We start from the raw sequence: 23,680 nt of genomic DNA on the forward strand, positions 1-23,680 counted from the left end.
ATCTTTAATAAATTCTTGAAAATTATATATTATTTTAGCAGCATGAGTAAACCACTATCAGAACAAGAATTACATAATTTAGCAATGAATTATGTAGGAAAAGATTTAGAGCAACGTGGTTTTGAGTTTATAGCTGTTAATAGTAAACTTAAAAAGCATCCTCAATTTGTTTGTATTGATAAAAACAAACAGTATTATTTTGTTATTGTTAGAGCTGTTATTTTACCGGAAAACCCTAATAATTATGATGTAGTCTGGATGGAATCTTTTAAAAAACATGCAAGAGAAAAAGATGCAAAAGTGCTATATGCTGGTGTTGGTTTAGGAAATATTAATAATAAAAAAGAACCTATTTGCTTAAATGAAGAATATTTATTGGAATATAATGGTATTCAAGTTTTAGAAACTAATTTAAATTAAATGAAAAATATAATAATATTACTTATTTGTCTATTTGTATTTAGTTGTGGTAAAGCCCCAAAAAACACAGCACTAAAGGGACCAGTTTTTGGAACTACTTATTCCATTATTTATGATTCTGAGATAGATTATGAAAAACAATTTGATAGCCTGTTCTATGAGATTAATAAGTCATTATCAACTTATCAAGCTAATTCTATAATTTCAAAAATAAATAGAGGTGAAGTAGTAGATACAGATGTGCATTTTGAAAATGTTTTTAAGGCTTCAAAAAAAATATTTTATGATACCGAAGGTGCTTTTGATCCTACAATTGGAGCTGTTGTTAATGCATGGGATTTTGGACCTGAAGGTAAAATAATGAACCTTGATAGTCTTAAAATTGATAGTTTAATGGTTTCAGTCGGATTTGATAAAATCCTTAGAATTGATAGTCATCTTATGAAGCCAAAAGATGCTTTTATAGATTTTAATGCTATTGCAAAGGGATATGGTGTTGATGTTGTTGGAGAGTTTTTAGAATCTAAAAACATAGCCAATTACCTAGTTGAAATTGGAGGAGAAATTAGAGTAAAAGGAATAAATGCTGAAAAAGAAAATAAATGGAAAGTTGGTGTTGAGAAACCTAATTTTGATGGTGAACAATCAATTTTAAAGTCAATAAGTTTAAAAGATGAAGCTATGGCAACTTCAGGAACTTATAGAAAGTATAAGATAGACGATAATGGTAATAAGTATGCACATATAATTGATACTAAAACGGGATATCCAAGCAAAACGAATGTTTTAAGTGTTTCAGTTATTGCAAAACAATGTATGATGGCTGATGCTTATGCTACTGCTTTTAAAGCCATGGGAATCGAAAAAGTAAAAGCTTTTTTAAAATTTCATCAAGAACTTAAAGTGTTTTTGATTTTTGAAAATGATAAAAAGGAATTTGAAACAGTTTCACTAAATGATTTTCCAGAAAATTAATTATGTCATTATAAGGATTAATTGGTAATCTCTTAGATAGAGTTTCGAAATAAATTTATTTATAAACTACAGGAATAATTTCACCTTTTGCAAGGCAGTATTTATTAATATCTTCATTAGAAAGTTTTGCAGTATAATTTACTTCATCAACCTTAAAACCAACAGAGCGTAATTTGTTAAAATAATCACGACCATAAACTCTAACATGGTCATATTGACCAAATATTTTTGCGCGTTCTTTTTTATCTGTTATTGTATCGTCTTCAAAAGTAGTAGCTTTATTTAAATCTTGAGGAATTTGAAGAATCGCCATTCCATTTGGTTTTAAAACACGATATAATTCTTGCATCGCTTTTGTGTCATCTGGAATATGCTCTAAAACATGGTTGCAAAAAATAATATCAAATTCTTTATTAGCAAAAGGAAGTTTACAAATATCGGCTTTTACATCAGCAAGCGGAGAATTTAAATCTGTAGTTGTGTAATCAAGATTTTTCATGGTTTTAAACCTTTTGTAAAAAGCTTGTTCTGGTGCAAAATGAAGTAGTTTTTTTTTAGCTGTAAAAAAGTCAGTTTCATTTTTAAGGTATAACCACAATAATCGATGACGTTCTAAGCTTAGTGTTGAAGGCGATAAGACATTATTTCGTTGCTTACCATAACCATAAGGCAAAAAAGTTTTAAAACTTTTACCATCAATAGGATCGGTAAACTTATTACCTTTTAAGAAGAGTGCTAAAAGAGGTCTAATAAGGTAACTTAACCTTATTAATAAAGGTCTAGGAATTACGTTTAATATAAACTTAAAGATTTTTTTCAATGTAGATTATTTGTAATCTTCTCTAACAGGATAGAAGGTATCGGTAACAACACAATCTGTTAATGCAACAGCGCCATGAACTACATTTGATGGAATAATAGTTATTTCTCCTGGTTCTAAAACTTTAGTAACATTTCCAATAGTCATTTCTAATTTACCAGAAATTATTTGTGTAGCTTGCTCATGAATGTGAGAGTGAGGTGGTAAAACAGAACCTTTAATAATATTAACAAAACCAATGGTCATGTTTTCAGAATGTGCATACTTACCAGTAATACCTTTTGCTAATTCTTTTTCAGGTATTTTAGAAATGTTTAAATTCTTCATTATATAATTAGTGCTTCTTTTCTAAACTCATTTTCCTCATCACTTTCAATTTCTAAAGCATCATATATATAAGCAAAGGTTGAAAGTAATTCTGGTTTACCATCAACTAGAGCAACATCATGTTCAAAATGTGCGCTAGGTTTATTGTCTAAAGTAGTAATAGTCCAGCCATCACGATGTTGTTTTATACGATGTGTTCCTAAGTTTATCATTGGTTCAATAGCGACAACCATACCGTCAACAAACTTTTTGCCTCTACCCCGTTTTCCATAATTTGGCATTTCTGGATCTTCGTGCATTTTCTTACCTAAACCATGGCCTACCAATTCTCTAACAACACCATAACCATGATCTTCGCAATATTTTTGAATAGCATAACCAACATCTCCAACTCGGTTGTTTGCTTTAAATTCTCTTATACCAACGTATAAAGATTCTTTGGTTACTTGAAGAAGTTTTTCCGTTTCAGGAGCAATTTCACCAATAGCAAATGTGTAAGCATGATCTCCATAAAAACCATTTTTAAGAGCACCACAATCTATAGAAATAATATCACCTTCAACTAAAGGTGTATCATTAGGAATGCCATGAACTACTTGAGTGTTAGGGCTCATGCAAAGCGTATTAGGGAAATCATAAAGGCCTAAAAACCCAGGTATTGCTCCATGATCTCTAATATGTTCTTCGGCAATTTTGTCTAATTGAAGAGTTGTGACTCCCGGTTTTATGGCTTTTGCAACCTCACCTAAAGTTTTTGACACAATTAGAGCACTCTCGCGCATTAATTCAATTTCTTCTCTAGTTTTAATTATAATCATACTTCAAAAATATTGGCAAAGATACTCAAAATAATATTTTAACAATTTTTATTGATATATGACTTTTGACAGTTTTTTTTAGAATACTAATAGATAATTTTGCTTTATAAATAATTAATTATGTATAAGATTGTAAGTGCGGCAGAAGCTGTGAAAGTTATAAAATCAAATAATAGAGTTTACGTTCAAGCAGCAGCAGCAGCACCTCAGTTATTAATGAAAGCCATGTCTGATAGATATGAAGAATTGAGAAATGTAGAGGTTTGCCATTTACATGTAGAGGGAGAAACACCATATGCAAACCCAGATTTAAAAGATAGTTTTCATGTAAACTCATTTTTTATTGGAAATAATGTCCGCCATACTTTAACAGCTGGAAATGGCTCTTATACACCTGTTTTTTTAAGTGAATTACCATTATTGTTTAAAAGAAATATACTTCCATTAGATGTTGCATTAATTCACGTTTCAATACCAGATAAACATGGATACTGCTCTTTAGGTGTTTCTGTTGAAGCTACATTAGCAGCAATAGACAATGCTAAAATAGTTATTGCACAAGTAAATGAGCAAATGCCTAGAACACATGGTGATGGAATTATACATCATACAGAAATAGATTTATTTGTTCAATGCAATGAACCTATTCCTACACATTTTTTGGGTGAACCAACTGTTATTGAAAACAAAATTGGAGATTATGTTGCCAGCTTAATTGAAGATAGAAGCACCTTGCAAATGGGAATAGGTACTATTCCCAACGCTGTTTTATCGCGTCTTACAAATCATAAAAATTTAGGATTGCATACCGAAATGTTTTCTGATGGTGTAATAGATTTAATTTTAAAAGACGTTGTTAATGGAAATTTTAAAGGCGTTAATCCAGGTCGCGCTTTAGCCACTTTTTTGGTAGGCTCAAAACGTTTGTATGATTATGTTGATGATAATCCGTTTGTAGAAATGAAGGCTTCAGATTATGTAAATGATGCGGCTATTATTAAACAAAACCCCAAAATGGTAGCTATAAATTCTGCCATAGAAGTAGATGTTACAGGACAGGTTTGTGCAGATTCTATTGGCGCAAAAATGTATTCGGGTGTTGGCGGTCAAATGGATTACATTAGAGGAGCATCATTAAGTGAAGGTGGAAAAGCTATTATAGCCTTACCTTCAATAACAAAAAAGGGTATTAGCAGAATTGTGCCATCATTAAAACCAGGTGCAGGTGTGGTTACTACAAGATCGCATGTGCATTATGTTGTTACAGAATATGGTATTGCAAATTTATATGGAAAAACCATTAAAGATAGAGTGAAAGCACTAGTGAATATAGCTCATCCAGATCATAGAGAGTTTATTGATAAAGCTTATTATGAACTGATATAAAATGTAGCTTACTTAAATAAGTCAAAAAAACCTTTTTTCTTTTCAGGAATTTGTGGCGTTTCGTTGGTTAGCATTTGGTAAATCTCTCCCCAACCTAAAAAACCACCAACATTTCTATCGTCAATAAATAAATCGGCATGAATTTTTCTGCTGACATCATTTTTAAATTCTTCTTCAGGAAAACTTTTATTAACTGCATAGAAAAAAATGCCATTTTCTTTACAAAATCTTACAGCTTCATTTAATCTATCACCACTTCTGTAAGTCCATAAAATAAGTCTATGGCCTTCAGCTTGCAATTTTTTTAATGTATCAAAAGCAAAAATCATAGGCTTTCCTATTCTTGGATAAGCATCTTCCACAATTGTACCATCAAAATCGACAGCAATGATTAAATGTTGTTCAAAATTCATTTAAGTAAGAGATTCGGGTTTATAAACAAAAATACAAAAATTAATTTTTTGCAATTAAATTAATGAATGTTGCGTCATAGCCTCGGGTTGTGGAACGCCCATAAGTTTTAATATTGTTGGTGCCATATCTCCTAAAACACCATCATTAATCTCAGTGAGTTCATTATCAATTAAAATAACAGGAACAGGATTAGTAGTATGTGCTGTATTTGGCGAACCATCAGGATTTATCATAGTTTCACAATTCCCATGATCTGCTATAAGAAGTGTTGTATAGCCGTTTTCTAATGCTGTTGTAACAACATCTTTTACGCATTCGTCAACAAACTCACAAGCTTTAATAGCCGCTTCCATAACGCCTGTATGTCCAACCATATCTCCATTTGCGAAATTTAAACACACAAAATCTACATCTCCTTTTTGTAATTCTGGAATTAGAGCGTCACGTAATTCATAAGCACTCATTTCCGGTTTTAAATCATAAGTTGCTACTTTAGGTGAGTTTCGTAAAATTCTAGTTTCTCCAATAAAAGGAGCTTCTCTTCCACCAGAGAAAAAGAAAGTAACATGTGGATATTTTTCTGTTTCTGCAATTCGAATTTGTTTTTTATTATGCTTTTCTAAAACTTCACCTAGAGTCTCAGTTAAGTTATCTTTATTGAAAATAACATTAACGTTTTTATAGGTGTCATCATAATTTGTAAGTGTTACATAATGCAAATTCAACTTATGCATATTTTGCTCGTGAAAATCTGTTTGAGACAAGGCTTCAGTTAATTCACGTCCACGATCTGTTCTAAAATTGAAAAAGATAACAACATCACCATCTTTAATTTTAGTTACAGGCTCATTAGAATCGTCAACCATAATAATTGGTTTTATAAACTCGTCTGTAATATCGTTATTGTAACTTTTTTGAATAGTATCGGTAACATTTGTAGATTTCTCACCAACACCATTAACCATAGCATCATAAGCTATTTTTACACGTTCCCAACGTTTATCACGGTCCATGGCATAATATCTACCAGTAACTGAAGCTAATTTACTATTAGTTTTTTCTAAATGGTCTTCTAATTCCGTAAGAAACCCGTATCCAGATTTAGGATCTACATCACGTCCATCAGTAAATGCATGAACATATGTATTTGTTAAGCCAAAATCATTAGCAGCATCCAATAGCCCAAAAAGGTGATTAATATGAGAATGCACGCCGCCATCACTTAATAATCCTAAGAAATGAACATCCTTATTATTAGTTTTAGCATAATTAAAAGCATCAACTAAAACTTTTTCTGTATGGAGTGTTTTGTTTTTAACAGCTAAATTTACTTTTACTAAATCCTGATAAACAATTCTACCTGCACCTAAATTCATGTGTCCAACTTCGCTATTACCCATTTGTCCTTCGGGTAAGCCAACATGTAATCCATCTGTACGTAATGTCGCGTAAGGATATTTTGTGTAAAGTGAATCTATAAAAGGTGTGTTTGCATGATCGATAGCAGAAACTTTTGGGTCTGGAGAATTTCCCCAGCCATCAAGTATCATTAGGATAACTTTTTTGTTCATTCTTATAAAATTATAATACTACACAAAGATAGTTAAGTTTAATAAAAAAATGAATTAAGTATGCTTGAAATAGTAGCGTATTCTAGGCTTTTATGATTGTTTTTAAAAAATAGACATTCCGTTAATTATATGTGAATTAAAAGTTAAAAATGTGTTATTAATCGTTTTTTATGTAACAAATTGATTTTTTTTTCGTCTTTATAGTAAATCAAAAAACAAATCATTTAATCAAATTAAAATCTTTCATCATGAAAAAAACAATCATTATTTCCGCAATCGCATTATGTTTTTCTATTGCAAATGTTAATGCTACACCAATCACAGAAAAAATTGAAACTAACACTTATGAATACTTTTTTAAAGTAAATTCATTTTGTGTATCTATTGCTAAAGGCGATTTAGAAACTGTACAAAAGCTTATTGCGAGAGGAGCAGACATTAATGAAAAATCTAACGGTATGACACCTGTTATGTATGCAGCAAAATTTAACAGAACAGACATTTTAAAACTTTTAATTGCACAAGGAGCCAATTTAAAAGCTAAATCTGATAAAAAAATGACTGCTTTAGAATATGCAGAGTTACATGGAGCTAAAGATGCTGTGATAATTTTAAAAGAAGAATTATCTAAAAAGAAAAAATAATTATAAAATATCGTAATTATTTGAGCTAGTCACTCGTAAAAAAAAGCCTTGTTTTACAAGGCTTTTTCTTTTATAGGTTTTTATATTTTTCTATAGCTTCTTGAATTTTTTCAATTCTATTATCTGGGTCTGGATGTGTACTTTTAAATTCTGGTAGACGATTTGGTCCAGCAGAAGCTTTTAAAATTTCCATAACTCCAATCATTTCTTCGGGTTGGTATCCAGCTTTAATCATAAATTTAACTCCAAGATCATCACTTTCTAGTTCATCATCTCTTCCATTTGTTAGTAAAGTGTTTTGACCAATCCCACTGACTAAACCACCCATATCGGCACCAACAGAACCAGCAGTTGCTAATCCTTGCCAGTATTCACTTTCTGCGATACGTTCAGCGCTATGTCTTCCTAATACATGTCCAATTTCATGTCCTAAAACACCAGCTAATTGATCTTCATTTTCTAATTTTGAAAACAGAGCATAGGTTATAAAAACCTGACCGCCCGGTAATGCGAAAGCATTAATTGTGTTAGGATCTGCCAGTAAATGAAATTCATATTTATAGGGTGTTTCTCTTGCAATACTATTATTTATTAATTTATTTCCTACATTATCAACTAATGCCTGGTATTGGTTATTAGGATGTAAACCTCCGTATTGTTGAGTCATTTGTGGTGCACTTTGAAGGCCAATTGCTATTTCTTCATTGGCATTCATAGAAATAGTTTGCATTCTATGTGTATAAGGGTTTTCCTCACGTTGACTACATCTTTTAAAAACAAAAAATAATGCAATGGCAACACCTATTAATAGTCTAATTTTTAGATTTCTTCCTCTCATTTTGATGATTTATAAGTAATAAATTTACGAAATTTTAGCTTATAATTTATAGACACATTTTTTTTAATAATTCACTTAAATTTATGTACTATTTTTTTAATGTTTTATACATAACATAATGCAAGCCAATATCTTTTATAGGGAAAGCTTTGCCAATAGTTTGGTAATTGTTTTTTTTGTAAAAATCTACAGCAATTTCTCTTGCATTACACCAAATAATATCTGTATTCTTTTTCTTTATAAATTCTTCTGTGTAATTTAGAATGATGTTTCCAATCCCTTTACCTTGATATTCTTTCAAAATTGCCATACCTCTTAATTGATATTGGTTCTCTTCAGAAAAATTCGAGTGACTATTTTTAAAAAAAGAACAAATACCTACTAGATTTTTTTTGGTAAAAATGCCAAAATGTAAAGTCGTATTAAGGTCATCTCCATCAAAAACACAAGTTTCAATAGGTTTTCCTGCTCTTAAAACAGGAAGCCTGACTTTATAAGTTTCTTTAGAACTTATAATCTTAGTATTATAATCTAAATTTTTAATGTCTAATTTTTTAAAATTTTAATATTTCAAACATATAAAATATTTTGTGTAATTATTACCTTCACATAAAACTTGTTTATGGCTTTTGTGTTTAAAATTATAGAAAAGGAAAATATAAATTTAGTGATTCCTTTAGTGCAAAAGCTAAATGGTAATAAAATTTCATTTGAGGTTTTAGAACAACGATTTTCTGAAATGGTTAATCAAAACTACGAATGTGCAGTAATCTTAGATGAAGAAAAATTAATAGGAGCCTGTGGTTTATGGTTTTGTACAAGGCATTATTCAGGTAAAAGTGTGGAGCCAGATCATGTTTTTATTGAAGACGATTACAGAGGACAAGGTTTAGGAAAGAAATTTTTTAAATGGATATATAGTTATGCACTAAGTAAAGGCTGTGAAGCAGTAGAGCTAAATACTTATGTAAGTAACTCAGCATCACATAAATTTTACTTTAATGAGGACTTTAAAATTTTAGGATTTCATTTTTTGAAAAAGTTATGATTTTTTCTTGCAAATAATTAAACAGTTTATCTATATTTGCAGCCGATTATTGCGAGAGTAGCTCAGTTGGTAGAGCGTCAGCCTTCCAAGCTGAATGTCGCCGGTTCGAACCCGGTCTCTCGCTCAAAAAGCTTCATCATAAAGATGGAGCTTTTTTATTTTAGGGTATTTAGTTCTGTTCCCGATTCTACTTCATAAGGTGTTTTATTGTATTCGAAAATCCTTGCGGTTAATGTGCCTTTCAAAACAATAGAACCACTTTTTACTTTTAACCAACTGCCTTCGCGTAAACCAATAACGGGTTGTGTATTAAAGTTATGAAATTCTTTTATTCTTGTTTCTCTAGTTTCTCCCATGTGTTTGGTGCCTGAAACAGGATCTAAATAATGCGGATTAATATTAAACGGCACTAATGCCAAAGCATTAAAGCTTGGAGGGTAAACAATAGGCATATCATTAGTGGTTTTAATGGTCAATCCACAAATGTTGCTCCCTGCACTGGTTCCTAAATATGGAGTTCCATTGTTAATTGCAGTTTTTAAAGCATCAATTAAGTTGTTTTTATATAGTTGATAAGTTAATACAAATGTGTTGCCGCCACCTACAAAAATAGCATCAGCATTTTTTATAGCTTCAATAGGATTTTCGAATTCATGAACACCTTTTATTTTTTTATCAATTTCAGAAAAAGCTTCACTTACTATTTTTGTATAATCATCATGCGATATACCGCTTGGTCTTGCATAAGGAATAAATAAAATGGTATTAGCGTTTTTAAAAAACGTTTTTAAATCATCTAAAATATAGTCTAAATAACCACTTCCATGTATTGTAGAGGTGCTAGCAATTATAATGTTTTTCATAATAATATTGTTTCAGCGTAAATCTAATCAAAAATTGATTTTAGCAAAAATTTCATGTGTTTTAGTTCATAAATAGAAATTAAAATGGTAATTTGAAGATAAAAATATCATGAAAAAAATAATTTTCTTTTTAGCATTTATAACTTCTTTTTATTCAGTTTCACAAAACATTAATAGAATTCAAGTGTCTGGGAAAATTATTGTTGAAGGGAATGATATTTCTGGTATAACTATTTTTAATACATCGTCTAACTCAGGAACAATTACTGATGATAAAGGTGAATTCACATTACAAGTTGCATTAAATGATGTTATTGAAGTTAGTGCTTTGCAATATCAAAATATAAGATTTGTAATAAACGAAGAGATTATTAAATCTAAAAAAATGAAACTTTTTTTAATTGAAGAAATTAATAAGTTAGATGAAGTTGTGGTGTTTAAAAAAGGATTGACAGGAAATTTAAATACAGATGTAGAAACCACAAAACCTTTTAAACCCAAATTAGATGCTTTATATTTTGGCGTTAAGCATAGTGCAGAATATGATTTTGAAAAGGATTATAAATCTGAAGTAAAAAATATTACTATGAATTCACAGCGGCAAAGGATGGTTAATGGTCTTAATATCATTAACGTTGTAGACCAATTATTACTACCTGTATTTAGGGCTAGAGTTAAAGATAAGAAGAAGTCTGGCATTCCAGAAGTTCCTATAGAATCTATTAAATATTATTTTGGTTCAGAGTTTTTAGTAGATAATTTTAATATTCCAGAGCATCGTGTAGAAGAGTTTATTAGATACGTACAAAGCGACGATTTTGATTATTCGCTACTTAATTATGGAAAAGAAATGGAGTTTCTAGAACTTCTAAATACAAAAAGCATTGACTTTTTAAATTCCAACAAGTAAAACAATTGGTTTTAACAAAACATTAAAAGGTATTTACGTTTTCTTTAAGATTTGAAATACGTTCTTTATACTTTTAAATACAATAATTTGAAACTAATTTTACTCATTTTATCATTTACTTTTTTACCCTCTATAATTAATAGTCAATCTATTAATAGGGTTGAAGTGAGTGGTATTATCCTTTCTAATACAAATGATGTTGAAGCCGTCACGGTTTTTAATAAATCTTCAAACAGAGGTGTTATTACCAATATTAAAGGTGAGTTTACAATTAATGTAGCATTAAATGATGTTATTGAAATTTCTGCATTACAGTTTCAAACCGTATCCATTACTATTGATGACGATGTTATTAAATCAAAACAATTAAAAATACAATTAGTAGATCAAGTAAATCAACTTGATGCAGTAACATTATCGTCTGGTCTTTCAGGAAACATAGAAACAGATATTCAAAACGTGAAAATAGTTAAGCTCAAAAGCTTAGATATGGGAAATATGGATGTGGATTTTGAGTATAATGATGATAAAGCAATTGATAATACGACAGTTCAAAATGATTTAATTGCCACAATAAATCCAGAAGCCCGTAATTATTTGCCAGATGTGGTTAAAATTTTCAAATTATTTATAAAGTCTAAAAGAAATAAATCTCCTAATAAAGATTTGTTTCTTGATAAGGAAAAAGATAAACTAAAAGATTTATCAGATGTTTATACTCATAAATTTATAAGTGAAGCTTTTAATATATCATTGGAAAATGTTGAAGCATTTATTGCTTTTGTTGAAAAAGAAGGGGTTAATCCTGAGTTTTTTAACCCTGAAAATGAAATGGAGCTTTTAGAGTTTTTACATGAGCAAAGTCAAATGTTTTTAAAACTCAAGAATGTTAAAAATTAAAAGTTTTGTAATATTAGTTGGTTTTTTTGGCTTTGAAAAAATTCATAGTCAATCCATTGAAATATCTGGAAAAGTTGAAAGTAAAACAGATGTTGAAAATATTCATGTTATAAATAAAACATCTCAAGTATTTACAATAACTAATGTATCTGGAAACTTTAATATTACAGGGAAACTAAATGATACTATTGTTTTTTCATCCCTTCAGCATAAACCAAAAGAAGTTGTAATCACAAAAGAAATTATTGAGAACAAAGTTGTTTATGTTGTATTACAAGAGCAAATAAATGAGTTGGATGAAGTGCTAGTTGGCAAGGTGTTAACAGGGAATTTAATGTCTGATATCAAGAATATAGAAGGCGATCCCCCAATTAATTTTTATGATGTTGGCATTCCTGGTTATACTGGTAAACCTGCAACGCAAAGTGAACGCCGTTTAGCCGAAGCAGGCGAATTTAAACCAAAAATGCTTTTAGGTCTTTTAGGTGGAGGTTTACCCTTAAATCCAATTTTAAACGGACTTTCTGGCAGAACTAAAATGCTAAAAAATAGAGTGAATATAGAGTCAAGAGAAGAATTAATGCAGAGTATAAAATCCAGACTTTCAAAAGATTTTTTTGCGTCAAATCCTTTGGATGACCATTTAAAAATGGACTTTTTTTATTTTACTGCAGATGATGAAAATTTTATTAAACATTGTAAAAACCAAACAGATTTTAAAATTTTAATATTTCTCAGAATGAAGTATAGGCAATATTTAGAGAATATTGATTTAACTAAAAACTAATATGTTTTGGAATGCTTTTTGAACTATCAAAATAATTACATTAGCAAAAAAAATACATGAAATTATCCAAGTTACTTCTTTTATTACTTGTTATTCCACTTTTTGCATTCACAAGTTTTCATAAATACTACATAAGTGTCACTCAAGTAAATTACATAAAGGAAAAGCAATCATTACAAATAACATCTAGAATTTTTATTGATGACTTTGAAAATGTTTTAAAAAACAAGTATGATAAGAATTTGGTTTTAGCAGGAGATGATGAACCAAAAATTGTAGATTCTTATATTGAAAAGTATTTAAAAGAGAAACTAACAATTAAAATTAATAAAGAAAACGTTAAAATTATTTATATAGGTAAAGAATATGATGGTGATATTATGCGTTGCTATTTAGAGGTGGAAAATGTAAATAACATAAAATCTATTGAAATTAGTAATCAAGTTTTATTCGATATGTATAAAGCTCAGCAAAATATTGTGAAAACCAAAATTAACTCTCAACAAAAAAGCGCCATTCTATCTACTCAAGACAAAAATGTGGTGTTAAATTTTAATTAAAAAAAATAAAAAATCTTAAAAATTTATTAATTTCGACCGCTTTTAGTTGTGAAAAATTAACTTTTTTTAACTAAAATCAAAAATCTTTTAAATAAATCATAAATAATAATGAAAAAACTAACTTATTTTATTTTATCAATTGTTTTTGTTTCTACAAGTGTATTTGCCCAAAAGCAAGAGCAAACGAAACCACAAGGTCATACAGACCAAAATAAATTTAAGCAAATGAAAGATGTTTTAGCTACTCCAAATGAGTCTAGAACAGCTTCAGGAGCACCTGGTCATGCATATACTCAACAAAAAGTTGACTATGTTATGAATATTCGTTTAGATGAAAATAAAAGTCAATTATTTGGTGATGAAAAAATAACTTATCATAATAACTCTAAAGATTATTTAGAGTATTTATGGGTTCAATTAGACCAAAATATGCGTGCAAAAAATTCTAAAACACCAGATATTGATTCTGAGAGTTTTAATGCCGCTTTTAACGGACCACAATCATTTACAAAAGCAAATTTAAAAGATAAATTTGATGGTGGGTTTAATATAGAATATGTTAAGAATGAAGATGGTTCAGATTTGTCATACATGATAAACCAAACCATGATGCGCATAAATTTAGCAAAACCATTAGCGCCAGGAGAAGTTTTTAAATTTCAAATGAAGTGGTGGTATAATATTAATAATCATATTGAAGACGGCGGACGATCTGGCTATGAAGCTTTCCCTGATGGAAATAATACATATGTTATAGCGCAGTTCTATCCAAGACTTTGTGTTTATGATAACGTTGAAGGTTGGCAAAATATGCAATTCTGGGGCAGGAGTGAGTTTGCTTTAGAATTTGGCGATTTTGATGTTAAACTAACAGTACCTGCAGATCATAAATTAGAAGCTACTGGAGTTTTACAAAACGAAAAAGAAGTTTTAACTAAAGAACAACTTAAACGTTTTGAAATTGCTAAGAATTCATTTAAAAACCCAGTTTTTATTGTTACTCAAGCAGAAGCAGAAGCAGCTGAGAAAGAAAGAAGCACTAAATTAAAGACATGGCATTTTAAAGCAGATAAAGTTAGAGATTTTGCATTTGCAACTTCTAGAAAATTTTTGTGGGATGCTATGGCTGTTAAAATTAATGGAAGATCTGTAATGGCGATTTCATTATATTCTAAAGAAGGAAACCCATTATGGGAAGAGCATTCTACAAGAGTTGTTGCTAATACTTTAGAAGAATACTCAAAACTTACTTTTGATTATCCATATAATAAAGCAGTATCGGTTCATGCTCAAATGGGTATGGAATATCCAATGATTTGTTTTAACTACGGGCGACCTAATCCTGATGGAACGTATTCAGAAAGACTTAAAAGAGGTATGATTGGCGTAATTACTCACGAGGTTGGGCATAATTTCTTCCCAATGATTGTAAATAGTGATGAGCGCCAATGGACATGGATGGATGAAGGTTTAAACTCTTTTGTTGAAACTTTAGCAGAATTAGATTACGATCCAAATTACATTACAGGAAATTTACCAAAAGATATTGTGCCTTATATGGGCGGAGATCAAAGCAATATATCACCTATAATGTCTCAAGGAGATTACGTATATCAATTTGGTCCAAACGCTTATACAAAGCCAGCAGCTGGATTATATATGTTAAGACAAACAATTATGGGACCAGAGTTGTTTGATTATGCTTTTAGAACATACTCACAACGTTGGATGTTTAAGCACCCAACACCAGCAGATTTTTTTAGATCTATGGAAGATGCCTCAGCTATGGATTTAGATTGGTTCTGGAGAGGATGGTTTTATACAACAGATTATACCGATATAGGAGTAAAAGATGTTAAAGAGTATTACTTAACAGATAAGCCAACTGAAAAAGCAATAGAACAAGCGAAACGATACAATATGAATCTTGATGAGTATAAAGATAAATTAGTGTATTATGCTGAAGTAGAAGAAGGTGTTGCACCGACTGACGCTAAAAGTACTAAGGATTTTTCGTTTCTAAATGACTATATCGATAGCTTATCTGATGATGAAAAATCAAAACTAAAAGAAGCGCCAAAACATTTTTATGAAGTAACTTTTGAAAAACCAGGTGGATTAGTAATGCCTATAATTTTAGAAATTACTTACGAAGATGGTACTAAAGAAAGAAAAACATATCCTGCTCAAATATGGAGATATAATGAAAATGAAGTGAAAAAGGTTTTTAAAACTGATAAAGCGATTACAGGTTTTGTTGTTGATCCAGATTTAGAAACAGCAGATGTAGATATATCAAACAACTCTTGGCCAAAACAGGATACAAGTAATTTTGATCAATTTAAAGAAAAAGTTAAAGGATAATTAATTCTTATTTAATTTTTTGAAAAAAAGCCGATTTTTTATAATCGGCTTTTTTTTATTCTAACAAAACAACTTACTATATTTGTAATATGATACATCATGCTACATTTTTATTTATTAGTGGTGCCGAAATAGGCTTTATTATGTTTATTGCCATTATGGTATTTGGTGCCGATAAATTACCGGAAATCGCTCGTGGTTTAGGTAAAGGCATGCGTACACTTAAAGATGCAACTAACGATATTAAGAATGAAATAACCAAAACTGCTGAAAAAAGCGGTATTGATACTAGCATTACTTCAGATGTGAAAAAAGAATTAGATAAAGTGAAAGACGATCTTGAAGATTTCACCGGTTCTGTAAAACGTAAATTTTAGGTATTCACAGGTTTAATGGCTTGTATTTTGTCTATTAATCAATTACTTACTGCATTTTAACGATTTTATTGATTTACCATTATTTTAAAAAAATATATTGGTAATCCCAAATCAATAAACTTAAATATTTTGAAAACTAGCCTATTAGTCTATTTTCTATTCTTTTCTATAGTTACTTTCGGAAAAGAGGATAGAGAAATTATCAAACAAATTGATAATATAAATTCTTCAGCATTAGAGTCGTATAAAAATAATGAAATAGTAAAATCTTTTAAAGCATTTATTAATGCTAAGATATTGTCTGATTCTATTCAAGATAATTATGGTAGCGCCATAGCCAATTATAATTTAGGCAACATTTATAATTTAATGCAAAATGACATATCTGCAGAAGAACAATATCAACTATCATTAGAAGCTTCCAAAATAATAAATGATAATTACTTGATTTCTAGTAGTTATCTTAGTCTAGCTAAAATATATAAAAAAAGGAAAAATTATTTTAAGAGTATTGAATATTTTCAGAAAGCAAATGAATATTCTTTAATTAATGATGACTTAGATATTTTTGAAAAGCAACAAATAGAAAATGTTTTTTTAGATGCCAGAATCGGTTTAAGTGAGTTATATATTGAATATAATTATTTAGATGATGCTTTGCTTAGCCTTTTAAAAATAAGTGATTATTTAAAAAATAATGCTGTAAATTCATATTCTGAAGGATATTTTAAATATATATACGGCATATATTACGTTCGTACTGAACTGTACAACAATGCAAATTCTAAATTTAGAGAAGCTATTCTTTTATTAGAAAATACTAATGAAGAAGTAGATTTAACTTTATTAACTAAAGTTTATATGCAATTTTCTATTTCTTTAGCAAAATCTGGAAAAAGTACTGAAGCATATCTTACTTTACTTGAGCATAACAGTTATAAAGATAAGCTTTTAAACAAAGATGAAAACAAACAAGATTTAATTACAAAATCTAAATTTCTTATAGAAGATTATAAAAACAATGCGGAAATAGCTAATGCTGAAAGACTTCAACAATTAGATATAGCAAATAGATTTAAAAAAATTAATATTGTAATTTTTATAACTTTATTATTATTAGTAGTTTCAGTTATAATAATATATATAAGTTACGCCTCTAAAAGAAAACTAAGTAAAAGATTAGAAGTAAAAAATAGCGAATTAGAAATTGCTAAAAATCAGGCTTTAAAAATGTCTGAGTTAAAAACTAAGTTTATATCTAATGTGTCGCACGAGTTAAGAACACCTCTTTATGGAGTTGTAGGGATAACATCTTTATTACTTGATAATAATAATTTAAATAGTCGAGATAAGAAGTATTTAAAATCTTTAAAATATTCTGGAGATTACTTGTTAAATTTAATTAATGATATTCTTCAAGTAGGCAAAATTGAAGCCAATAAAATTGAATTAAAGAATGTATCAGTCAATCTGAAAGATTTGTTAGAAGATATTGTTAATTCATTTAGTTTTAGACTTGAAGAAACCAATAATAAGATAAATATATCCATAGATAATTATACTCCAGAAAACATTAAATGTGATAAAGTAAGATTGTCTCAAATCTTAATTAACTTAATTGGAAATAGTATAAAGTTTACAACTAATGGTGTAATTAATTTAAGAGTGGGCTTGTTGAGCTTGGATACCAATAATGTTGGTTTGCGTTTTGAAGTAGAAGATAACGGAATAGGTATTCCTAAAGAGAAATTTGAAACTATATTTGATAATTTTTCTCAGTTAGAAGATAGTAATGTTAATTATCAAGGTACTGGATTAGGTCTTTCGATTACTAAAAATTTAATAGAGTTATTTAAAAGTGAAATAAAATTAGAAAGTGAAGTAGGTATTGGTACCAAAATTAGTTTTGAAGTAGATTTTGAATTGGATAATAACAATACTAAAATAATTCCAGGCTTTGATTCATTTACAAAAAAAGTTGAAAAAACTAAAAATAAGTATAGGATTTTAGTAGCTGAAGACAATAAAATAAATCAAATTGTGACTAAAAATCTTCTAAAGAAACAAGACTATTTGTGTACGATGGTTCAAAACGGAAAGGAAGCTCTTGAAGAAATTAAAAATAATCATTACGATCTCATTTTAATGGATATTAATATGCCAATTATGAATGGTAATGAAGCCACGGAAGCTATAAGGAAATTTAATAAATCATTACCAATAATAGCATTAACAGCTGCCGATATTGATGAGGTAAGACAGAACTGTAAAAAAATAGGTTACAATGATATAATTATAAAACCATTTGATAATTATGAATTTTTTCAAGTAATTAATGAAAATATACAAAATTCAAGAAAAGGAAATAATGTTAGGTTAGTTATAGCTTCATAGAAATTAAAGGATTTTTCTACTTATTGTCAATCCATCACGAATGGGCAATAAAACAGTTTCAATCCTTTTGTCTTCTTTTAAAAGTTTATTATACTCAATAAGTACAGGTGTTGAAGTATCGTCTTTTTTGAAGGTAGTTTCTAAAACTTTTCCATTCCAAAGCACGTTATCAGATAAAATAATGCCACCTACATTTAATTTATCGATAATGATATTAAAATAGTTTAGGTAATTGTCTTTATCGGCGTCAATAAAAATTAAATCAAAAGTTTTATTAAGCTTTGGTATAATATCCAAAGCATTACCTAAATGTTGAAAGATTTGATGCCCATAACTAGATTTGTCAAAATATTTTCGCTGAAAATCTTCTAACTCTTCATTCACATCAATGGTGTGTAATTCCCCATTAGTTTGTATGCCTTCTGCTAAACATAATGCCGAATATCCTGTATAAGTTCCAATTTCTAAAATATTTTTTGGATTAACTATTTTGGAAATCATACTTAAAATACGACCTTGATAATGTCCGCTCAACATTCTTGGTTGTAATATTTTTTGGTAAGTTTCTCGGGTTAATTCTTGTAATAATTCTGGTTCGTCCTCAGAATGTTTTACAACATAATCATCAAGTTTTTCTGGTATAAAGTGCATTAATTTAAAATTCTATCAATTAATTTTTCTTTAGCTTTTTCATCATCACCACAAAGCCATTGTATAACATTGTTTTCCCAAATAGCATGATGTTCATCTTGATTAATTATTTTTCTATCTAAAGCCAAATCTAAAATTTTACCTGGGTAAGAGGATTGTTTTGCACTTTCCATTTCACCTAAAGGATATGGATCATCAAGTCCCATAATGACTTGTTTAGAACCATGATTTCGTATTAATAATTCTAAACCTCCAGTATCATGAACCAAAGTATCAAAGAAAATATTTTTATGTCCTACAGCTTTACGAGGGTGATGTTTTCCTTCAAATAAATCGGGTCTTCCATCAAAACCTTGTATACGTCTTCCTAAATTAATTTGAGCTAATTGACCGCCATGAGCAAAGCAAGTACGCATATTTGGATACTTTTCTTGATAACCATTTAGCGTTAAAAAATGATACGCATCAGCACATTGAGCAAGCATCCAAATAAGATGAAAACGCCAAGATATATTTTCTAATTTTATAAATTTCTCACCATCATAAGGGTGAATTTCAACTGCCAAGTTATATTTATTTGCCAATTCAAAAATAGGTTCATTTTCCTCGTCAAAAATACAACGCCATGTACCAATAGTATCCATATAATGTGTTGGCAAACATAGTAATTGCAAACCGTGAGTTTCTACACAACGCTCAATTTCCCAACAAGCGCTTCTTACAAATCCAGGGTGAACTACAAATCCACAGGTGAATTTACTAGGATTTTCATGTTGAATTTTAGCATTAAAGTCATTTTGAAAACGCAACGCTTTTTTCATTTCTTCAACGCGTAATCCGTTACCATATAACTGAGATAGGTTTAAAACTACAGCATGGTCAATTTTGTTTCGCTCCATCCATTCTAGCTTTTCATGTAAAAAGAAACTAGAGTCGGTAACAGGTCTGCTCCAATCTTTTTGAAGCATAAATTTCCGGTCTTTGTCCACCCAAAAAATACCTTTTTCTTGCATGTAATCAGGTATTTCTTCAGGGTAAGGTAATAAGTGAGAGTGACCGTTAATACGAAGTTTACGTTTTTCCATTTAGTTGTCATTGCTAGGCTTTTTGCCTATATCAATCATTTTTTTTAAGAGATGATTTCGCCATAGTTCCTATTAATGACGAACGTTTTATGTTTAATTTAATCTATTTGTACTTTCTTTGGTGGTTGCATTATTTCGCCACAATTAGGACAGCTACGTTTATCTTTATCGCTGTAATAGTTGTCAAATATTTTAGGCATATCTGTCTCAATATTTTCTACAGTAAAATCTTCTTCGTATAACTTGGTGGTACAATTTTCACAAAACCAAAGTAAGGCATCTTGAACACCTTTTTCTCTAGGATATTCAATAACCAAACCAACTGTGTTTGCACCTCGTTGTGGTGAATGTGGTACTTTAGGTGGCAATAGAAATATCTCACCTTCTTTTATGTGAATATCTTTAGGAGTGCCTTTATCAATAACTTTTAGCACAATATCACCCTCAACTTGATAGAAAAACTCTGGTGTTTCGTTATAGTGATAATCTTTTCTGTTGTTTGGACCGCCAACTACCATCACAATAAAATCACCATCTTTCCATACCACTTTGTTGCCAACAGGAGGTTTTAAAAGATGCCTGTTTTCTTCAATCCATGCTTTAAAATTAATAGGAGGAAATAATTTACTCATGTTCTTGTTTTTTTGGCGTGCCCTTTCAGGTCAGGCTTTTCGCTAAATCTTTTGCAAAAGCAAAAGGATATCGCTACAATCCTTCACGCAATTATATTTCAACTATAAAGTTACAAACTTTTTGTACGACCACCATCAACAGGAACGTTAATTCCGTTAACATAACTAGCAGCTTCACTAGCTAAAAAAGTAATAATATTTGCCGTTTCTTCAGGTCTTGCAAAACGATTAGCTGGTGCATAGTTTTTCATAATTTCTTCCATCTCTTCTATAGAATTTCCAACAGAATTAGCTTTTATTTTAATAATTTCGGTTAAACGCTCTGTGTCTGTAAAACCAGGTAATACATTGTTTACGGTTATACCAAAAGCACCAACTTCAGTAGCTAATGTTTTGCTCCAATTACCAACTGCACCTCTAATGGTATTACTTACACCAAGTCCGGGAATTGGTTCTTTAACCGATGTGGAAATAATATTTACAATTCTTCCAAAACCTTCGCCTTTCATAAACGGAATAGTAGCTTGCGCTAATATGTGGTTACATTTTAAGTGTAATGTAAAAGCATTGTCAAACTCGTCTAAACTTGCGGTTAAAATTTCACCGCTTCTTGGGCCGCCAGTATTATTTATTAGAATATGAAACCCATGATTCTTTTCAATAAACTTAATAACTTGTTCTTGTAAATCTCTAGGATTAGAAAAATCGGCAACAATATAACTATGGTTTCCTTGTTCTGGTAATTCGGATAAAACTTCTTTTAGTTTTTCTCTGTTTCTAGCTACCAAAGTAACATTTACACCTTCATTTGCTAGTGCAATAGCGGTAGCTTTTCCTATACCTTGTGTGCTTCCGCAGACTAAGGCATTTTTGTTGTTTATGTTTAAGTCCATATTCTTGTCATCCTGAACATGATTCAGAATCTTTTAATTATTTGGTTAGTTTTCTTTATGAGATACTGAAACAAGTTCAGCATGACGTTTAATTGATAATTCTACTTTTATTTTATAAGATTATCATATCATTTTATTGCTAGCAATGATGTTTCAATATTTTATACAAACATTTTTAGCTTCTGTAAAAAAACGTAAAGCTTCAAAACCACCTTCTCTACCAACACCAGAAGCTTTTATGCCTCCAAAGGGAGTTCGTAAATCGCGCATCATCCAAGTGTTTACCCAAACAATACCTGTTTGTAATTGATTACTTATTCTCATAGTACGTTTTAAATCGTTAGTCCATAATGTTGCCGATAATCCATACTTTACTTTGTTTGCCATTTGCAACACTTCGTCTTCTGTGTTAAACGGCATAATAGTTACTACTGGACCAAAAATTTCTTCTTGATTTACCCTGCATTCATCACTTTCTACTTCTATAATTGTTGGTTCTAAATAATAACCGTTTTCGTAACCTTCGACTTTGACTTTATTTCCACCATAAAGAATTTTGCCGTTTTCTTCTTTTGCAATTTCAATATAATCCAAAACTTTTTCTAAATGAGATTTAGAAACTAATGCTCCAATATTTGTTGTTTTTTCCGAAGGATGCCCAATTTTAAGTTGTTTTACTTTTTCAACAAAATCTGTTTTAAACTTGTTGTAAATTGAAGCTTCCACGAAAATACGACTTCCGCATAAACAAATCTGACCTTGATTAGCAAATGACGAACGAATTGTAGTGTCTAACATAACATTATAATCACAATCTGAAAAAATGATATTTGGATTTTTTCCACCAAGTTCTAACGATAGCTTTTTAAACATAGGAGCTGCTATTTTAGCTATATGTGCACCAGTTTCTGTACCTCCAGTAAATGATATGGCTTTAATATCTGGGTGTTCAATAATGGCTTGTCCTGCTATAGTTCCCAAACCGTGAACTATATTTAAAACACCTTTTGGGAGGCCAGCCTCTTTAAGTATCTCACTCAATAAATACGCTGTCATTGGTGTAACTTCACTTGGTTTGGCAACTACACAATTTCCCGCGGCAATTGCTGGAGCGATTTTCCAAGTAAAAAGATAGAGTGGAAGGTTCCAAGGTGAAATACAACCAACAACTCCAATAGGTTGGCGTAAAGTGTAGTTTATTGCGTCTTGTCCAACACTTTCATGACTTTCGCTAGCAAACTGTGTTATGGCGTTTCCAAAAAAACGAAAATTACTTGCCGCTCTTGGTATATCGATTGACTTTGCTAAACTAATGGGTTTACCATTGTCTATACTTTCGGCTTCTGCAAAGCGTTGTAAATTGGTTTCTAGTAATTCTGAAATCTTAATTAAAATTCTACTACGCTCTTCTAAAGTGGTTTGTGACCAACTTGGAAAAGCAGACTTTGCTGCTATGTATGCATTTTCTACATCCTCATTTGATGAGTTTGGTATTTGTCCATAAACCTCACCATTGGCTGGACAATAGTTATTTATCCATTCATTGGAAGAAGGATTTTCATATTGACCGTTTATGTAGTTTTGAATGTTCACTATAATTTTTTATAAGCCATAACCTTTATCTCAACCACCAAATCTGGATGCGGTAATTGATGTACCGCAACGGTTGTTCGTGTTGGTCCAGTTTCTTTATCAAAGAATTCTGCATAAGCTATATTATAACCTGAAAAGTCATTCATATTTACTAAAAATGATGTGACATCAACCACATCTTTTAAAGTAGCTCCAATTTTAGCTAAGTTCTTTTCTATATTTTTTAAAACTTCACGTGTTTGTACTTCTATATTTAAGTGCTTGGTTCCCATCTCATCAATAATATCTACACCAGCAATAGTATTGTCGGGTCTTCTTGAACTTGTTCCAGAAACAAATATAAAATCGCCAACTCGTTTGGTGTGCGGATAAGCACCTCTTGGGGTTACAGTTTTTTCACTCATAGCTAT

At 30.2% G+C, this 23,680-nt stretch carries 26 protein-coding genes and 1 tRNA gene; 13 read left to right on the forward strand and 14 right to left on the reverse strand.

The window, feature by feature from the left end:
* Positions 1 to 42 precede the first annotated feature (42 nt).
* Entirely contained in the window at positions 43 to 420 is a 378-nt protein-coding gene (locus BT151_RS13865; RefSeq protein ID WP_072402931.1) for a Na(+)-translocating NADH-quinone reductase subunit F, read from the forward strand.
* Positions 421 to 1,395, forward strand: a complete 975-nt coding sequence (locus BT151_RS13870; protein ID WP_072402932.1) for an FAD:protein FMN transferase — start codon at positions 421 to 423, stop codon at positions 1,393 to 1,395.
* Positions 1,396 to 1,450: 55 nt separating this feature from the next.
* Here the strand turns inward: BT151_RS13870 and BT151_RS13875 are convergent, their stop codons facing one another.
* The 3 genes from BT151_RS13875 to map are packed head-to-tail and all read right to left on the reverse strand — an operon-like array spanning position 1,451 to position 3,360.
* Positions 1,451 to 2,215: a class I SAM-dependent methyltransferase gene (locus tag BT151_RS13875; RefSeq protein ID WP_072402933.1), complete on the reverse strand. Its 765-nt coding sequence runs from the start codon at positions 2,213 to 2,215 to the stop codon at positions 1,451 to 1,453.
* Between the two features lie 6 nt (positions 2,216 to 2,221).
* Positions 2,222 to 2,542, reverse strand: a complete 321-nt coding sequence (locus BT151_RS13880; protein ID WP_072402934.1) for a cupin domain-containing protein — start codon at positions 2,540 to 2,542, stop codon at positions 2,222 to 2,224.
* Positions 2,542 to 3,360: a type I methionyl aminopeptidase gene (map, locus tag BT151_RS13885; protein ID WP_072402935.1), complete on the reverse strand. Its 819-nt coding sequence runs from the start codon at positions 3,358 to 3,360 to the stop codon at positions 2,542 to 2,544. Before map ends, BT151_RS13880 begins: the two co-directional genes overlap by 1 nt.
* Before the next feature lie 120 nt (positions 3,361 to 3,480).
* On the opposite strand from map, the gene BT151_RS13890 reads away from it, so the two are divergent.
* Positions 3,481 to 4,746, forward strand: a complete 1,266-nt coding sequence (locus tag BT151_RS13890; RefSeq protein WP_072402936.1) for an acetyl-CoA hydrolase/transferase family protein — start codon at positions 3,481 to 3,483, stop codon at positions 4,744 to 4,746.
* 8 nt (positions 4,747 to 4,754) lie between these two features.
* On the opposite strand, the gene BT151_RS13895 is transcribed toward BT151_RS13890, so the two are convergent.
* Positions 4,755 to 5,159 carry a BT0820 family HAD-type phosphatase gene (locus tag BT151_RS13895; RefSeq protein WP_072402937.1) on the reverse strand — a complete coding sequence of 135 codons (405 nt, stop codon included), beginning with the start codon at positions 5,157 to 5,159 and terminating at the stop codon, positions 4,755 to 4,757.
* 54 nt (positions 5,160 to 5,213) lie between these two features.
* Positions 5,214 to 6,731 (reverse strand): 2,3-bisphosphoglycerate-independent phosphoglycerate mutase, encoded by a 1,518-nt coding sequence (gene gpmI / locus BT151_RS13900; protein WP_072402938.1) that lies wholly within the window; start codon positions 6,729 to 6,731, stop codon positions 5,214 to 5,216.
* A gap of 248 nt (positions 6,732 to 6,979) precedes the next feature.
* On the opposite strand from gpmI, the gene BT151_RS13905 reads away from it, so the two are divergent.
* Complete coding sequence (locus BT151_RS13905; protein ID WP_072402939.1) at positions 6,980 to 7,375, forward strand: ankyrin repeat domain-containing protein; 396 nt, start codon at positions 6,980 to 6,982, stop codon at positions 7,373 to 7,375.
* 70 nt (positions 7,376 to 7,445) lie between these two features.
* Here the strand turns inward: BT151_RS13905 and BT151_RS13910 are convergent, their stop codons facing one another.
* The gene (locus BT151_RS13910; RefSeq protein WP_072402940.1) at positions 7,446 to 8,213 is read right to left on the reverse strand and encodes a M48 family metalloprotease; all 768 of its coding nucleotides are present in this window, start codon (positions 8,211 to 8,213) and stop codon (positions 7,446 to 7,448) included.
* An 88-nt stretch (positions 8,214 to 8,301) separates the two neighbouring features.
* Positions 8,302 to 8,757, reverse strand: coding sequence for a GNAT family N-acetyltransferase (locus tag BT151_RS18850; protein WP_072402941.1), 456 nt, complete (start codon positions 8,755 to 8,757; stop codon positions 8,302 to 8,304).
* A 78-nt stretch (positions 8,758 to 8,835) separates the two neighbouring features.
* Here BT151_RS18850 and BT151_RS13920 point away from each other — a divergent pair, with 78 nt between their 5' ends.
* Together BT151_RS13920 and BT151_RS13925 are read left to right on the forward strand one after the other, a co-directional pair.
* On the forward strand, positions 8,836 to 9,261 hold the full coding sequence (locus tag BT151_RS13920; RefSeq protein ID WP_072402942.1) for a GNAT family N-acetyltransferase: 426 nt from the start codon (positions 8,836 to 8,838) through the stop codon (positions 9,259 to 9,261).
* A gap of 51 nt (positions 9,262 to 9,312) precedes the next feature.
* A tRNA-Gly gene (locus tag BT151_RS13925) sits at positions 9,313 to 9,385 on the forward strand.
* A gap of 31 nt (positions 9,386 to 9,416) precedes the next feature.
* Here the strand turns inward: BT151_RS13925 and pepE are convergent.
* Entirely contained in the window at positions 9,417 to 10,124 is a 708-nt protein-coding gene (gene pepE / locus BT151_RS13930) for a dipeptidase PepE (RefSeq protein WP_072402943.1), read from the reverse strand.
* Positions 10,125 to 10,233: 109 nt separating this feature from the next.
* Between pepE and BT151_RS13935 the strand changes: the two genes are divergently transcribed.
* The 7 genes from BT151_RS13935 to BT151_RS13965 all read left to right on the forward strand — a co-directional run bounded on the left by BT151_RS13935 (position 10,234) and on the right by BT151_RS13965 (position 18,416).
* The gene (locus BT151_RS13935) at positions 10,234 to 11,034 is read left to right on the forward strand and encodes a carboxypeptidase-like regulatory domain-containing protein (RefSeq protein WP_072402944.1); all 801 of its coding nucleotides are present in this window, start codon (positions 10,234 to 10,236) and stop codon (positions 11,032 to 11,034) included.
* A gap of 87 nt (positions 11,035 to 11,121) precedes the next feature.
* Positions 11,122 to 11,934, forward strand: a complete 813-nt coding sequence (locus BT151_RS13940; RefSeq protein WP_072402945.1) for a carboxypeptidase-like regulatory domain-containing protein — start codon at positions 11,122 to 11,124, stop codon at positions 11,932 to 11,934.
* The gene (locus tag BT151_RS13945) at positions 11,921 to 12,721 is read left to right on the forward strand and encodes a carboxypeptidase-like regulatory domain-containing protein (protein ID WP_072402946.1); all 801 of its coding nucleotides are present in this window, start codon (positions 11,921 to 11,923) and stop codon (positions 12,719 to 12,721) included. The genes BT151_RS13940 and BT151_RS13945 overlap by 14 nt, the downstream gene beginning before the upstream one ends.
* Before the next feature lie 56 nt (positions 12,722 to 12,777).
* Positions 12,778 to 13,281, forward strand: coding sequence for a DUF6702 family protein (locus BT151_RS13950; RefSeq protein ID WP_072402947.1), 504 nt, complete (start codon positions 12,778 to 12,780; stop codon positions 13,279 to 13,281).
* Between the two features lie 108 nt (positions 13,282 to 13,389).
* On the forward strand, positions 13,390 to 15,645 hold the full coding sequence (locus BT151_RS13955) for a M1 family metallopeptidase (protein ID WP_072402948.1): 2,256 nt from the start codon (positions 13,390 to 13,392) through the stop codon (positions 15,643 to 15,645).
* Positions 15,646 to 15,734: 89 nt separating this feature from the next.
* Positions 15,735 to 16,022 carry a Sec-independent protein translocase subunit TatA/TatB gene (locus BT151_RS13960; protein WP_072402949.1) on the forward strand — a complete coding sequence of 96 codons (288 nt, stop codon included), beginning with the start codon at positions 15,735 to 15,737 and terminating at the stop codon, positions 16,020 to 16,022.
* A 129-nt stretch (positions 16,023 to 16,151) separates the two neighbouring features.
* Positions 16,152 to 18,416, forward strand: a complete 2,265-nt coding sequence (locus tag BT151_RS13965; protein WP_072402950.1) for a response regulator — start codon at positions 16,152 to 16,154, stop codon at positions 18,414 to 18,416.
* 3 nt (positions 18,417 to 18,419) lie between these two features.
* Here BT151_RS13965 and BT151_RS13970 read toward each other — a convergent pair whose 3' ends face one another.
* The 6 genes from BT151_RS13970 to BT151_RS13995 form a co-directional block, all read right to left on the reverse strand.
* The gene (locus BT151_RS13970) at positions 18,420 to 19,067 is read right to left on the reverse strand and encodes an O-methyltransferase (RefSeq protein ID WP_072402951.1); all 648 of its coding nucleotides are present in this window, start codon (positions 19,065 to 19,067) and stop codon (positions 18,420 to 18,422) included.
* Positions 19,067 to 20,152, reverse strand: coding sequence for an amidohydrolase family protein (locus BT151_RS13975; RefSeq protein WP_072402952.1), 1,086 nt, complete (start codon positions 20,150 to 20,152; stop codon positions 19,067 to 19,069). Before BT151_RS13975 ends, BT151_RS13970 begins: the two co-directional genes overlap by 1 nt.
* A 98-nt stretch (positions 20,153 to 20,250) precedes the next feature.
* Positions 20,251 to 20,784: a 3-hydroxyanthranilate 3,4-dioxygenase gene (locus BT151_RS13980; protein WP_072402953.1), complete on the reverse strand. Its 534-nt coding sequence runs from the start codon at positions 20,782 to 20,784 to the stop codon at positions 20,251 to 20,253.
* A 110-nt stretch (positions 20,785 to 20,894) separates the two neighbouring features.
* On the reverse strand, positions 20,895 to 21,677 hold the full coding sequence (locus BT151_RS13985; RefSeq protein WP_072402954.1) for an SDR family oxidoreductase: 783 nt from the start codon (positions 21,675 to 21,677) through the stop codon (positions 20,895 to 20,897).
* 153 nt (positions 21,678 to 21,830) lie between these two features.
* Positions 21,831 to 23,270 carry an aldehyde dehydrogenase gene (locus BT151_RS13990; RefSeq protein WP_072402955.1) on the reverse strand — a complete coding sequence of 480 codons (1,440 nt, stop codon included), beginning with the start codon at positions 23,268 to 23,270 and terminating at the stop codon, positions 21,831 to 21,833.
* The gene (locus BT151_RS13995) at positions 23,270 to 23,674 is read right to left on the reverse strand and encodes a RidA family protein (RefSeq protein WP_072402956.1); all 405 of its coding nucleotides are present in this window, start codon (positions 23,672 to 23,674) and stop codon (positions 23,270 to 23,272) included. The genes BT151_RS13990 and BT151_RS13995 overlap by 1 nt, the downstream gene beginning before the upstream one ends.
* Between the last annotated feature and the right edge of the window lie 6 nt (positions 23,675 to 23,680).

The sequence above is a fragment of the Flaviramulus basaltis genome, from assembly GCF_900114265.1.
GTDB classification, from domain to species: Bacteria; Bacteroidota; Bacteroidia; order Flavobacteriales; family Flavobacteriaceae; genus Flaviramulus; species Flaviramulus basaltis.